Source organism: Trabulsiella odontotermitis (assembly GCF_001297775.1).
GTDB classification, from domain to species: Bacteria; Pseudomonadota; Gammaproteobacteria; order Enterobacterales; family Enterobacteriaceae; genus Trabulsiella; species Trabulsiella odontotermitis.
In genome coordinates, this window is record NZ_LIFX01000006.1 from 160,630 (window position 1) to 174,748 (window position 14,119).

13 protein-coding genes are annotated in these 14,119 nt (G+C 54.3%); 5 read left to right on the forward strand and 8 right to left on the reverse strand.

Going from position 1 to position 14,119, the window contains the following annotated elements; translation table 11 throughout:
• Positions 1–52: 52 nt before the first annotated feature.
• A complete protein-coding gene (setB, locus tag AOY23_RS09710) occupies positions 53–1,234 on the forward strand; it encodes a sugar efflux transporter SetB (protein ID WP_054179212.1) in 1,182 nt (393 codons plus the stop codon).
• Between the two features lie 11 nt (positions 1,235–1,245).
• On the opposite strand, the gene AOY23_RS09715 is transcribed toward setB, so the two are convergent.
• From AOY23_RS09715 to AOY23_RS09745, 7 genes are all read right to left on the reverse strand, one after another.
• Positions 1,246–2,607, reverse strand: coding sequence for a sensor histidine kinase (locus AOY23_RS09715; RefSeq protein WP_054179213.1), 1,362 nt, complete (start codon positions 2,605–2,607; stop codon positions 1,246–1,248).
• Complete coding sequence (locus tag AOY23_RS09720) at positions 2,576–3,262, reverse strand: response regulator transcription factor (RefSeq protein WP_054179214.1); 687 nt, start codon at positions 3,260–3,262, stop codon at positions 2,576–2,578. The genes AOY23_RS09715 and AOY23_RS09720 overlap by 32 nt, the downstream gene beginning before the upstream one ends.
• Positions 3,262–4,029, reverse strand: a complete 768-nt coding sequence (locus AOY23_RS09725; protein WP_054179215.1) for a MipA/OmpV family protein — start codon at positions 4,027–4,029, stop codon at positions 3,262–3,264. The genes AOY23_RS09720 and AOY23_RS09725 overlap by 1 nt, the downstream gene beginning before the upstream one ends.
• A gap of 50 nt (positions 4,030–4,079) precedes the next feature.
• Positions 4,080–7,247, reverse strand: coding sequence for a Cu(+)/Ag(+) efflux RND transporter permease subunit SilA (gene silA / locus AOY23_RS09730; RefSeq protein WP_054179216.1), 3,168 nt, complete (start codon positions 7,245–7,247; stop codon positions 4,080–4,082).
• A 10-nt stretch (positions 7,248–7,257) separates the two neighbouring features.
• A complete protein-coding gene (locus AOY23_RS09735; RefSeq protein ID WP_054179217.1) occupies positions 7,258–8,535 on the reverse strand; it encodes an efflux RND transporter periplasmic adaptor subunit in 1,278 nt (425 codons plus the stop codon).
• A 66-nt stretch (positions 8,536–8,601) separates the two neighbouring features.
• Positions 8,602–8,961, reverse strand: a complete 360-nt coding sequence (gene cusF, locus AOY23_RS09740; RefSeq protein WP_054179218.1) for a cation efflux system protein CusF — start codon at positions 8,959–8,961, stop codon at positions 8,602–8,604.
• A 31-nt stretch (positions 8,962–8,992) separates the two neighbouring features.
• Positions 8,993–10,378, reverse strand: a complete 1,386-nt coding sequence (locus tag AOY23_RS09745; protein WP_054179219.1) for an efflux transporter outer membrane subunit — start codon at positions 10,376–10,378, stop codon at positions 8,993–8,995.
• A 159-nt stretch (positions 10,379–10,537) separates the two neighbouring features.
• On the opposite strand from AOY23_RS09745, the gene AOY23_RS09750 reads away from it, so the two are divergent.
• From AOY23_RS09750 to copM, 3 genes are all read left to right on the forward strand, one after another.
• Complete coding sequence (locus AOY23_RS09750) at positions 10,538–11,221, forward strand: copper/silver response regulator transcription factor (RefSeq protein ID WP_054179220.1); 684 nt, start codon at positions 10,538–10,540, stop codon at positions 11,219–11,221.
• Complete coding sequence (locus AOY23_RS09755) at positions 11,211–12,674, forward strand: Cu(+)/Ag(+) sensor histidine kinase (protein WP_054179221.1); 1,464 nt, start codon at positions 11,211–11,213, stop codon at positions 12,672–12,674. Before AOY23_RS09750 ends, AOY23_RS09755 begins: the two co-directional genes overlap by 11 nt.
• Before the next feature lie 79 nt (positions 12,675–12,753).
• Positions 12,754–13,104, forward strand: coding sequence for a CopM family metallochaperone (gene copM, locus AOY23_RS09760; RefSeq protein ID WP_054179222.1), 351 nt, complete (start codon positions 12,754–12,756; stop codon positions 13,102–13,104).
• A 23-nt stretch (positions 13,105–13,127) separates the two neighbouring features.
• Here copM and AOY23_RS09765 read toward each other — a convergent pair whose 3' ends face one another.
• Positions 13,128–13,394, reverse strand: coding sequence for a YkgJ family cysteine cluster protein (locus AOY23_RS09765; RefSeq protein ID WP_054179223.1), 267 nt, complete (start codon positions 13,392–13,394; stop codon positions 13,128–13,130).
• Between the two features lie 135 nt (positions 13,395–13,529).
• Here AOY23_RS09765 and yeiP point away from each other — a divergent pair, with 135 nt between their 5' ends.
• On the forward strand, positions 13,530–14,102 hold the full coding sequence (gene yeiP / locus AOY23_RS09770; protein ID WP_054179224.1) for an elongation factor P-like protein YeiP: 573 nt from the start codon (positions 13,530–13,532) through the stop codon (positions 14,100–14,102).
• Positions 14,103–14,119 lie beyond the last annotated feature (17 nt).

Consider the following 14,119-nt stretch of genomic DNA (forward strand, 5'->3'; position numbering starts at 1 on the left):
TCTGACTACCGACGTAAACTCGCGCGTCCCCTTTTTTTACCGATCGAGAAACATGCAAAACAGTTCTGCTGCCGCTACCCGCCGTGGTTTTGATATTACGTCGTCCTCATTTCTGCTCGTTGCCTTTTTGACCGGTATTGCCGGTGCCTTACAGACACCGACGCTGAGCCTGTTTCTGACCAATGAGGTGCACGTCCGACCGGCGATGGTGGGCTTTTTCTTTACCGGCAGCGCAGTGATTGGCATCCTGGTCAGTCAGTTTCTCGCGGGTCGTTCCGACCGCAAAGGGGATCGCAAATCGCTGATCGTCTTCTGCTGTTTACTCGGCGTGCTGGCCTGCGCGCTGTTCGCCTGGAACCGCAACTATTTTATTCTGCTGTTTATCGGCGTCTTTCTGAGTAGTTTCGGCTCCACCGCCAACCCACAAATGTTTGCCCTCGCCCGCGAGCACGCTGACCATACTGGCCGGGAAGCGGTGATGTTCAGCTCGATTTTACGTGCGCAGGTATCGCTGGCCTGGGTTATCGGCCCGCCGCTGGCTTACGCGCTGGCGATGGGGTTCGGCTTTACAGTGATGTACCTTTGCGCTGCCGTCGCCTTCGTGGCCTGTGCCACCATCGTGTGGTTTTTTCTGCCGAGCATGCGCAAGGAACCAAAAGCGGTCGCTAGCCATCTTGAAGCGCCGCGCCGTCATCGCCGGGACGCCCTGCTGCTGTTTGTGATTTGCACGTTGATGTGGGGAACCAACAGCCTGTACATCATCAACATGCCGCTGTTTATCATTGATGAATTGCATCTGCCGGAAAAACTGGCGGGACTGATGATGGGCACCGCCGCCGGGCTGGAAATCCCGACGATGCTGATCGCCGGTTACTACGCAAAACGCTTCGGTAAGCGTTTCTTAATGCGCATTGCCGCCGTGGCGGGTCTGCTGTTTTACGTCGGCATGCTGACCGTGCACACGCCGGTATTGTTGCTGGGAATGCAATTGCTGAACGCGATTTACATCGGTATTCTGGCGGGGATCGGCATGCTCTATTTTCAGGATCTGATGCCAGGCCAGGCGGGCTCAGCAACCACGTTGTACACCAATACCACCCGCGTGGGCTGGATCATTGCAGGTTCGCTGGCGGGTGTGGTGGCGGAAATCTGGAACTACCATACGGTGTTCTGGATTGCGCTCGGCATGTGCCTGCTGACGATAAGCTGTCTGCTGCGCATTAAAGATGTTTAAGTTCAGCACCGTCAGCTTTTAATACGGTAGACGGTGACGGTCAGTCCCGTCAGGCCGTTACAGGCGGTCAGTGTCCAGCCGTGCGCTGTACAAATCTCCTGGCATATCGCCAGCCCCAGCCCGGCACCGGTATCCCGGCGATGCGCCCCGCGCCAGAAACGTTCAAATAAATGCGGTATCTCTTCAGGCGCAACCCCGGCGCCCTGGTCGCGTACACTCAGGCTCTCTTCCCGCACGTCGACGCTGACGACCGTGCCCACTGGCGCATGCTGAATGGCATTTTCAATCAGGTTTTTCAGCAGCGTGAAGAATGCGCCGCGATCAGCATGCCATTTAGCCACGTTGTCGTCGCCATGAATATCAAGTCTGACGCTGGCGTCGTCGGCAATCCGGTGCAGATAACCGGCGGCATCGCGCGCCACGTCACCGGCGTTCACATCGCTGAACCGGTAACTCAACGGCTCGCTCGCTTCAGCCAGCAGTAACAACTGCTGCACCTGACGCGCCAGATGCGACACCTGCATCAGCAGCGGCTCGCGCACTTCGGCGCTCTCCTCCATCAGCTCCATTTCAGCACGCAATAGTGTCAGCGGCGTTTTCAGCTCATGGGCGGCCGTGGCGAGAAAATCCTGCTGGCTGCGAAAACTTTTCTCCAGCCTGCCGAGCGCCTGATTAAAGCTGGCGATGAGCGGGATCAGTTCAGCGGGGACATGGTCGGTATCAAGCCGGTTGCTGAGCGAGCGGGGAGAGATTTGCGTGGCAGCCTGGGAAATCTTCCGCAGCGGCCGTAGCGCATATTGCAGACTCAGGCAGACGCAGGCGGCAAAGGTCACCAGCAGAACCAGGCTGAACGTGATCACCCCCAGACGAATAAAAGGCAACGCAAAGCTCAGATGGAGAAAATCGACAATTCGCGAACTGACCGCCAGCTCGACAAACCACGTGCGGCCATCGTGCAGCCGTGTTTCGCGCGCGCCGTCGTACAGCACGTCATCACGGGTGAATTCAAAGCGCTGTTCGGGTTGCTCCTTTATCGCCTCGCGATCCGGCCAGACCTTTGCGCCTTCTGAAAGCAGTACCACCTGGCGTTTGTCGTTCAGCACCCGCCAGGCCGTTTCCTGACGCAGGCTGTCGTAGATCCACAGCGGGTGCTCGTCGCTGTCGGTAAATCCCGTCGGGTTACCCTGCGCATCGAATTGCAGCCGCTCCGCCAGCGCCTGCGTGCGTTCGGGCAACGCCATTCCTGGCAGACGCTCTTTCACAATCGCGCCAAACGCGACCAGCAGGCCGATACTCAGCAATGTACCGACCACGTAAGCCAGCAGAATGCGAAGCGACAGGCTATTCGCCGGTATCGCTTTTATGTAGCGCATAGCCCTGCCCTCGCTGGTTAACGATATGCAGACCGGAACCAATGGCCGCCAGTTTGCGGCGCAGCCGGTGCAGCGCGACATCCAGAGCGTTTGGCGTCACGGCATCGCTCAGCCCCCAGCCAGCGCCTTCCATCACGCTGCGGCGTACCACGCCACCCTGCTTATGGATAAGCGTCAGCATGATCTGCATTTCAGCTGGCGCAAGGGTAATACTCTCGTCATGGCAGCGCATCACCCCGGAATCGGGCAACAGCATGATGTCACCGAAAGTCGGTTCAAGCGTCTGACTGACAACAGGACGGCGCAGCAGCGCCCGCACACGAGCCACCAGCTCCGCCATGGCAAACGGTTTGGGCAGATAGTCGTCAGCACCCGCCTCCAGCCCTTCAACCCGATCATGCAGCGCGTCACGGGCGGTGAGGAACAGACAGGGCACGGCGATGTTGCGCTGACGCAGTTGCTGAAGTAAAAGCAGACCGTCACCGTCCGGCAGACCGCGATCCAGCACCAGCGCCTGGTAGGACACCATCTGCAACGCGCTCAGCGCAGCTTCCCGGCTGCCGACGGTATCGACAGAAATTCCGGCGCTGGTCAGCCCTTTCACCACCAGCCTCGCCAGATGCCCGTGGTCTTCAATTAACAGTATTCTGCTCATCAGAAGCGGTACATATACCCCAGAAAAATGCGATCTTCGCGTGAACGGTCAACCAGCGGGCTCTCTTTCACTTCCGACGAGAGCGGCGTGATTTCCAGGTCGAGCATGACGGAATGGTGGGCACTGAAGCGATAAACGCTCAGCAGGCCGAATTCCGCATCAAACGACGCTTTCCCCTGATAAGCAGGTCGCCAGTCACGGGCTTCATCCGCACGCACGCCATAGTAATAATCAACATATTTTTTATCATGCCAGTTGCCGACCACCCGCGGCGTCAGGGACAGGTCGCCCCACTGCCAGCGCCGTTCAGCGCCCAGTCTGGCGCGGTGGCCCTTGCTGTTGCCGGAGAGATCGTGCGTCCAGTCAGCGGTCAGCGTGACCCAGGGGTTTTGCCACTCTATTTTCGCGCCGCCCCAGAAGCCGCCTTTACGCTTCGCCATCCCGTCAAGAATGTCGGCGTCGTCAGCGTCATATCCTGAACCATCATATCTGCCGATAAGACCCATATTCAGCCGCTGAGTTTCACTGAACGTGACGCCAGGCAGTTTTATTTCTGCTTCGGTGCCGAAAAAGTGCAGGTACTGATTATCAAAATAGAGCAGCGGCAGCGGTGTGGTATCACGCGACACCCCTTTGTAAGGCTTTTGCGCACTGGCGACACCAGCGCCGATGCCCCATTCGGCGGCGAAAGCAGAAGAAGAGGCCAGCGTCACTGCGCTGACGATGGCTGCGACGGTGATCCGTCCGGCCTGCAGGCGATATTGCATGTCATTATTCCCCGGATAATCAAGAAATCACGATTATCCGGGGACGAATCTTACCGGGAACTTACTGGCATTTTCCGGACGCTGGCATGATGTCTGCGCAACCAGATCAATTTATAGGCGGCAGGAATAATAAACAGCGAGAGCAGAGGCGCGGTAATCATCCCGCCAATCATCGGCGCCGCAATCCGGCTCATCACTTCCGAGCCCGCGCCGGTTCCCCACAGAATGGGTAACAGACCCGCAATGATGACGGCAACCGTCATGGCTTTTGGTCGCACGCGCAGCACCGCACCCTGATAAAGCGCTTCATCAAGCCCTTGCGGCGTGAAGGTGTCCTCGCGGGACAATGCTGGTTGCGCTTCGATGGCATGACGAAGATACATCAGCATCACCACCCCAAACTCTGCCGCCACCCCCGCCAGAGCGATAAACCCGGTGCCGGTGGCAACGGACATATGAAAGCCCTGCCAGTAGAGGAACCATATCCCGCCTACCAGCGCGAACGGCAGACTCATCAGGATAAGCAACGCCTCATCAACACGACGGAACGCGAGATAGAGCAGAATGAAAATGATCATTACCGTCATCGGCACCATCAGTTTCAGTTTCTTGTTGGCGTGCTCCAGCAATTCAAACTGCCCGGAGAAAGCCACACTAGTACCGGGTTTCAGTTTGACTTTCTCACTGATCGCCGTTTTGAGGTCGTTGACGACGGACACCATATCCCGGCCCCGCGCATCAATGTAAATCCAGCTGGCCGGGCGGGCGTTTTCGGTTTTCAGCATGGTCGGCCCTGACACCACTTTCACATCAGCAACGTCACCGAGAGTGATCTGCTGCTTCATGGGCGTGAGGATCGGCATCTGCTTCAGCGCCTCCGGACTGTTGCGGTAGTCCTGCGGATAGCGAATGTTAATCGGGTAACGCGCCACGCCTTCCACCGTTTCCCCCACCATCGCGCCGCCGATGGCAGATGACACAAACAGCTGTACATCACCGACCGTCATGCCATAGCGGGACGCTTTTTCCCGGTTGATATCCACATCAATGTATCGCCCGCCCTCCAGGCGCTCCGCGAGGGCAGAAACCACACCAGGCACCGTTTTCGCCACAGTCTCAATACTCTGCGCCGTCACATCGATATCAGACAATACCGTCCCGGAGACCTTGATACCGATCGGGCTTTTGATTCCGGTGGATAACATGTCAATGCGGTTACGAATCGGCGGCACCCAGAGATTTGCCAGACCGGGTAAACGGACCGTCGCATCAAGCTCTTCAATGATCTTGTCAATCGTCATCCCCGGACGCCACTGATCTTCCGGCTTCAACTGGATCGTCGTTTCGACCATTTCGAGTGGCGCAGAATCTGTTGCCGTTTCTGCTTTACCGGTTTTACCAAACACCGTCGCCACTTCCGGGACGGTTTTGATCAGCTTGTCGGTAGTCTGCAACAGCGCCGATGCTTGCCCGGGGGAAATGCCGGGTAATGTCGAGGGCATATACAGCAGATCCCCCTCGTTGATTTTGGGCAGAAACTCCCCGCCGACATGGCTCAGAGGCCAGATGACCGTGAAGATGGATAAGGCGGCGACCAGCAGCGTTGTCTTCGGCCAGTGAAGCACCCGGAGCAATAACGGATGATAAATGTTTATCAAAAAGCGGTTCAGCGGATTGCGGGTCTCCGCCGGGATTTTCCCGCGGATCCAGAAGCCCATCAGGATGGGGATGACGATAATCGCCAGCGCGGCGGCCCCGGCCATGGAATAGGTTTTGGTGAACGCCAGCGGACCAAACAGACGTCCTTCCTGCCCTTCAAGGGTAAAGATAGGGATAAACGACAGCGTGATGATCAGCAGGCTGATGAACAGCGCAGGCCCGACCTCAACCGACGCATCGGTGATCACCTTCCAGCGGGTGGCGTTGTCGATTTGTTCTCCGGGGTGAAGGTGATCCCACTCTTCCAGCCGTTTGTGGGCATTTTCTATCATCACAATGGCCGCATCCACCATCGCGCCCACCGCGATGGCTATCCCGCCCAGCGACATGATATTGGCGTTCAGCCCCTGGAAATGCATCACGATAAAGGCAATGCACAGGCCCAGCGGCAGGGAAATAATGGCGACCAGCGCCGAACGGACATGCCAGAGGAACAGCGCACAAACAATGGCCACCACAATAAACTCTTCCAGCAGTTTATGGCTCAGGTTGTCTATGGCGCGATCGATTAACTGGCTGCGATCATAAGTGGTGACGACTTCCACTCCCTCCGGCAGGCTTTTTTTCAGGCTCTCCAGCTTCTCTTTAACCGCGGTGATCACCTCGCGGGCATTTTTGCCTGAGCGCAGGATCACGACGCCGCCAGCGACTTCCCCTTCGCCATTAAATTCCGCGATCCCCCGGCGCATTTCCGGTCCTGTTTGTACACGGGCCACGTCACGGAGATACACCGGCACGCCGTTATCGCCGGTTTTAAGGACGATGTTATTGAAATCATCGATGGTTTGCAGATAACCACTGGCACGAACCATGTATTCGGCTTCGGCGATTTCAACCGACGACCCGCCCGCTTCCTGGTTTGAGGACTCCAGCGCCTGTTTCACATCCGGCAGACTGACACCGTACTGGGCCAGTTTCATCGGATTCACCTGGATCTGATACTGTTTGACCACGCCGCCGACAGAAGCCACTTCAGCGACGTTAGGGATGGTTTTCAGTTCATATTTCAGGAACCAGTCCTGAAGCGAGCGAAGCTCTGCAAGATCATGCTTACCGCTGCGATCCACCAGCGCGTATTCAAAAATCCAGCCCACCCCGGTCGCATCAGGCCCTATCTCCGAGCTGACGCCTGCCGGTAATTTTCCCTGTACCTGATTCAGGTATTCCAGCACGCGCGAGCGCGCCCAGTACAGATCGGTGCCGTCTTCAAAAATGACATACACATAGGAATCACCAAACTGGGAAAAGCCGCGTACCGTCTTCGCGCCCGGCACCGAAAGCATCGTTGTCGTGAGCGGATAAGTGACCTGGTCTTCCACAATCCGCGGTGCCTGGCCGGGATAGCTGGTTTTGATAATCACCTGAACGTCAGAAAGGTCGGGCAGCGCATCCACTGGCGTATTGATAATCGTCCACGTTCCCCAGACACTCAGAAACAGGGCTCCCATAATCACCAGAAAACGGTTGGCCACGGAGCGCCGGATAATCCATTCAATCATCGCTGTCTCCTCAGTGACCTGAATGCGCGTTTGCAGGTTCCGGCATCACGTCTGCGGGTTTTTCCGCATGACGCATCCGTTCCAGTGCGCCGGTGATATTGGCTTCCGAGTCAATAAGAAAGAGGCCGCTCACCACCACGGTATCCCCTTCGCTCAGCCCGGCACCTATCCCTGCCTGTTGCTGCGACTCATGCAGGACGTTGATCACTTTCGGCACAAACCGGCCATCACTATCGACGGTAATCACGCGCTGTTCGTTACCGGTGTCAATCACCGCCTGCGAAGGGATCAGCAGCATGTCCTGACTGCGGGTATTGAGTTTCAGATAGGCATTCATTCCGGGTTTCAGCAGTTCGTCCTGGTTGGTCACCTGCAGACGAACCTGCAACGTGCGGGTGGTCTGATCCACGCTCGGCAGGATGTTCCATTTTTCAACATTGAACGTTTTATCCGGGTAAGCCGGTACTGATATTTCAAACTGCGAGGTGTCTTTAAGCAGATACGCAATGGATTCAGGTACCGCTGCGCTGATCCAGACCGGGTCCATTCCCTGGATCTTCGCGACGACATTGTCTTTTGAAATATTCATGCCGGTGCGCAGGTCAAAAGCAGTAATAACACCGTCGATCGGTGCCGTGATGGTAAAACGGGTCTGGATGCTGCGGCTTGAACGCAGACGCTGAATATCATTTTCAGGCATACCCGCCAGGCGAAGTCGCTCAAGGACGCCTTTAAGCTGCGTGGCCGTTCCATTGGTGCTGGATAATAAAAGATATTCACTCTGGGCTTCGACCCATTCCGGGATGGTGATATCGATCAGCGGCGTACCTTTATTCACTTTGTCGCCGATGGTCAGCGGGTACACTTTTTCGACAAAGCCATCTGAACGCGCCTGAACAATAACAAACTGGTATTCGTTAAAACTGACATTCGCCGGGATGGTCTGCGAATAATTGAGCTGTCCTTTGACGACTTTTTCCGTTTTCAGCCCCAGATTCTGCACTTGTGTCGGGTCAATGCGAATGCCGTGGTCGTTTTTATCATTCTCCTCGTCGGCATATTTGGGGATTAAATCCATATCCATAAACGGAGATTTCCCCGGCTTGTCGAATTTAGTATCCGGCTTCATTGGGTCATACCAGAACAGCACTTTGCGCTCCGGAGATGTCGATGCCGTCTCCGGTTTTTGTGCAGAAGTGAGATAATGGTAGCCGCCAACGGAGACCAGTCCTCCCAGTATGAGACTGCCGATAATGACCGCCGCATACTTTATCTTTAAAGAAACCATAAAATTCCCGCTAAATGATATAATCCCCAGGCTTATCCAACGCAATAATGAATAAGCCGTCGTTAATCAGGCGTGTGTTTCTTCAATACTTTTCAGCAGCGAGATATTTCCTTGTTGTACAAAAGAGAAATTCACATGGCTGCCCGGTTTTAAATTGCGGATGCTGTCACTGGCTTCCATAAAGGTGAAGCGCATGGTCATTGCTGGCCAGCCAATCGCCGGGATCGCTTCATGGTCAATGGTGACTTTTTTAGTTTCATAATCAACGGATTTCACCACGCCGGTTCCCTGGAAAACCTGCTCGGCTGCGCTGTCATTCGTCATATCCATATTCATATTGTCATGCTGATGTTCCGCCGCCTGCAGGCCGGCCGAAAAAACGACTGACAGCGTGGCGAATAAAACGGCTTTCATTGAATTACGCATATTATTTTCCTGTTTATTTAAGTGGTGAAAACTATTCTGCCCAGCCGCCCCCGAGGGCGGTGTAGAGATTAATTTCATTAACCTGCTGTGAATATTTAAGATCCAGAATGTCCTGACGTGTTGAGAATAAAGAACGCTCTGCATCAAGCACTTCGATATAACTTACCGCACCGCTCGCATATAACCCGCGGGCGCGCTGCAACGTGATATTGAGTGAATCGAGATAGCGTTGTTGCGCCTCGATTTGCTGACGGATGCTCGCGCGCAGCGCCAGGGCATCAGACACGTCTTTAAATGCCGTCTGAATTTTTTGCTCGTAATTGACTACCGATTGCTGCTGGCGGATCTCTGCCAGTTGCAGATTGGCTTCATTACGACCGGCATTAAAAATGGGGATGTCTATTTTCGGGATAAAATTCCACATCCCGCCTGCCGCGCTAAACAGGTTTGAGAGTTCGGTACTGCCTGTGGAAAGCTCGCTGGTCAGGGAGATGGACGGGAAAAACGCCGCCCGCGCGGCGCCAATGTTGGCATTCGCCGCTCTTAACTGATATTCCGCCTCCATAATATCCGGACGCTGCAGCAAAATGTCCGATGACAGATTCGGCGGCAGCGTCACCGGATTAACATCTTTGTCTTTATCAGGACTGCTTTTCGGCACTGCGCGATAGGTGCCCAGAACCAGTTGCAGGGCATTATTCGCCTGCGCCAGCTCCCCTTCTCGTTTAGCGATGTCTGCCCGGGTGCTTTCAATCTGTCCACGCGCCTGTTCGAGGGCCAGCACATTGGTGCTGCCGGTCATCAGTTGCTGCTCAACGAAAGCATAAGACTGCTCATAATTGCTGAGCGTTTCCCTGGCAATGCTGAGTTGCGCATAAGCCAGTTGCTGGTTGAAATAGCTCTGCGACACATTCGAGACGAGCAGGAGCTGCACAGAACGCCGGGCTTCCTGACTGGCAAAAAAATTCTGCCTGTCAGCGTCACTCATATTTTTCAGCTTGCCGAAAAAATCCAGTTCAAAGCTGAGATCCATACCGGCGTCATACTGCTGCGTGGTCGGATTGTTACTTTTCAGCCCGCCACTGTAGGTGATCCCTGACGAGGCGTTCAGTTGCGGATAACGATCGGCATCCGTGACGTTATACTGCGCCCGCGCTTCCTGCACTTTCAGGGTCGCCATTCGCAGGTCCCGGTTATTATTCAGGGCTTCCGTGATCAGTCTTGCCACTTCCGGATCGGCAAAGAAGGCGCGCCATCCGGTCTCCTGGTAACCATTGACGGACGGCATCAGCCCGTTACGTGACAGGGAAAATTGTTGTGGGACCGGCGATTCCGGACGCTGATAGTCCGGGGCCAGGGAAACACAGCCTGCCAGAAAGAAAAAGGTGCTGATGCTAAGTCGTTTTAATTGGAACATAACGCAGACGCTTACCGGAGGATGGATGGCGGTACTGTAACGAAAGCACTCTGTTTGGCGGGTGACTGGATGATGACAATATTGTCATTTAGGGATTAAGCCGTTGATAAGCGGCGGGTGCTCACTAGAATGTCATTAACAGGATGACCGGGGAGTCACATGAAAATACTGATCGTCGAAGACGAAATTAAAACGGGCGAATACCTCAGCAAAGGGCTGACCGAGGCGGGGTTCGTCGTCGATCACGCCGATAATGGCCTGACCGGGTATCATCTGGCGATGACCGCTGAGTACGATCTACTGATCCTCGACATCATGCTTCCTGACGTTAATGGCTGGGAAATTATTCGTATGCTTCGTTCGGCCGGTAAGGGAATGCCTGTTTTACTGCTGACCGCGCTTGGTACCGTCGAGCATCGCGTCAAAGGGCTTGAGCTTGGTGCGGATGATTATCTGGTGAAACCCTTTGCCTTCGCCGAGCTGCTGGCCCGTGTCCGCACCCTCCTGCGTCGTGGTAATACGGTTATCTCTGAAAGCCAGTTTCAGGTCGCGGATTTGATGCTTGATCTGGTCTCGAGAAAAGTCATCCGCGCCGGAAAGCGCATCCTGCTGACCAGCAAGGAATTCAGCCTGCTGGAATTTTTTATTCGCCATCAGGGCGAAGTGCTTCCCCGCTCGCTGATAGCCTCTCAGGTCTGGGATATGAACTTTGACAGCGACACCAATGCGATAGATGTGGCGGTGAAACGACTGCGCGCCAAAATCGACAATGATTTTGAACCGAAATTAATCCAGACCGTGCGTGGCGTGGGCTACATGTTAGAGGTCCCGGATGCGCAGTAGTCTCTCCCCTCGCCCGTTCTCCCTTGCCCTGCGGCTGACGTTTTTTATCAGCCTGTCAACGATTCTGGCGTTTATTGCCTTTACCTGGATTATGCTGCATTCCGTTGAAAAACATTTTGCTGAACAGGATGTCAGCGATTTGCAGCAAATCAGTTTTACGCTGAATAACATCCTGCAATCTTCTGCCGGGACGGATGAACAAAAAATAAATAAAATGCGCGAATTTCTTGCCAGCTATCGCAGTATTTCGGCGGTGCTGCAGAACGCAGAGGGTGAAATTCTGTTCAGCACGTCGCAGGGCCCCTCGTTACTCCCTGCCCTGAACGAGGTGACATTTCCCGTTAACAAGGAGAGCGGTGAGATTTTTATCTGGGCGGTGGAGAATGACCATGCGGTTCCGGGGCATTCTGGCACCGAAATGAAAAGGGAGACGTTCCGGATAATCGCCTCGTCGGGCAACGCTGTCAGCAATGGGAAACCAGAGCCTTACCGCTTGCTGATTGGCTTGTCGATCAATTTCCATCTTCATTATCTGGCGGCGCTGAAAAAGAATTTAATCGCGATTGCTGTCGTCATCAGCCTTCTGATTATCATCACTATCCATATTGCCGTGCGTAAAGGTCACCAGCCGCTGCGCAATGTGAGCGATGCGATTAAAAATATCACCTCAGAGAATCTGGATGTCCGGCTGGAACCCTCCAGAGTGCCGATTGAACTGGAACAACTGGTGATTTCTTTTAACCATATGATTGAAAGAATCGAGGATGTGTTTACCCGGCAGGCGAATTTCTCCGCCGATATCGCGCACGAAATCAGGACACCGATTACCAATCTGGTCACCCAGACCGAAATTGCGTTGAGCCAGCACCGGACGCAAAACGAGCTGGAAGATGTGCTGTATTCCAGCCTGGAAGAATACAACCGCATGACCAAAATGGTCAGCGATATGCTTTTCCTCGCCCAGGCTGACAATAACCAGTTAATTCCCGAGACGGTGAAGTTTGATTTAAGCGCGGAAGTGACCAAAGTTTTTGATTTCTTCGAAGCCTGGGCGGAAGAGCGCGGGATCACGCTGGCCTTTAACGGCGCGCCTTGCGTGATTGAAGGCGATCCGCTGATGTTCCGAAGAGCAATCAATAATCTCTTGTCGAACGCTATCCGTTATACGCCGGAAGGGCAGACCGTGACGGTGTCGGTCACTGAACAGGCAAACAACGTTGAACTGATTGTTGAAAACCCCGGTAAACCGATACCTGAAGAGCATTTAACACGGCTGTTTGACCGTTTTTACCGGGTTGACCCTTCCCGGCAACGAAAAGGTGAAGGGAGTGGGATTGGTCTGGCAATTGTGAAATCCATAGTGAGCGCTCACCATGGAAAAGTGAGCGTCGAATCCGACAGCGTCTCCACGCGATTTACATTATCTGTGCCACGACTGGGAAACCCGCGATAACGGGAATCATCCGGGAAAGGGCACTTCATGTCGCTGAACTATAATAACGCCGTGTCTACCTATGTTAAGGAGTCCCTTTATGAAAATGAAAACATCGCTTTTCCTGTTATTAATGGTAACAGGCGCCGCTATTTCCGCCGATCATTCGTCAATGGCGATGCCGGATAAAGGCGCGTCCGCGTCCTCTCAGGAATACATGAGCGGAATGACGACCATGCACGATAAAATGATGGAAGGTGTGAAAGATCCGGATCCTGATAAAGCCTTTGCGAAAGGAATGACGGCTCATCACGAAGGCGCCATCGCCATGGCGGAGACAGAACTGAAATACGGCAAAGATCCTGAGATGCGCAAACTGGCTGAAAACATCATTAAAGCGCAGAAAGGTGAAATTGAAATGATGAATAAATGGCTGAGCAATAACAAATAAGCCCGCCACACCGCGATGTTGCGTTATCCGGCTGAGACAGGTGAGGTTTCAGCCTCAAGGGTGATAAGCCAGGTCATCGCGGCATCGCGATTCGTTGAACACATCTCCAGGGACGGTTTCAGGCTGCTGCAAACGGCTGGCCGCAGGCCCGAACCAAAGAGGTTGCACAGGTTGTCGTCAGACAACTGGACACACCGGACATTCGCCGGTTTACCGTGCGGCATGCCGGGAATTGGGCTGGAAATTGACGGCGCGATACAACAGGCGCCACAGTCCGGACGGCAATTCATAACGGTATCTCCTGAGAGTCTGGCTGCGCACCTTATCACCTTTTCACAAAACCCGCGAATTCCACTTGCCTGAAAGGCCCGGCGCGAGTACTTTGACGCGATATTTTTGACATCTTTACCGACAGGATTACTGCAATGCCAAGAGCGAACGAAATTAAGAAAGGTATGGTGCTGAATTACAATGGCAAGCTGCTGATTGTAAAAGACATTGATATTCAGTCACCGAGCGCCCGTGGCGCCGCAACGCTGTACAAAATGCGCTTCTCCGATGTCCGCACTGGCCTGAAAGTCGAAGAACGCTTTAAAGGTGACGACATTCTGGATACGGTCACCCTGACCCGTCGTTTCGTTGACTTCTCTTATGTTGACGGCAACGAATACGTGTTCATGGATAAAGAAGACTACACGCCGTACACCTTTACCAAAGATCAGATTTCAGAAGAGCTGCAGTTCATCCCGGAAGGCGGAATGCCGGAAATGCAGGTGCTGCTGTGGGACAGCCAGTTACTGGCGCTGGAACTGCCACAGACGGTGGATCTGGAAATCGTTGAAACGGCGCCGGGCATCAAAGGTGCTTCCGCCAGCTCCCGCACCAAGCCTGCAACGCTGACCACCGGTCTGGTGGTGCAGGTGCCGGAATACCTCACTACCGGTGAGAAGATCCGCATCCATATCGAAGAAAAACGCTATATGGGTCGCGCTGACTGATCAAAAAAAGGACGGTT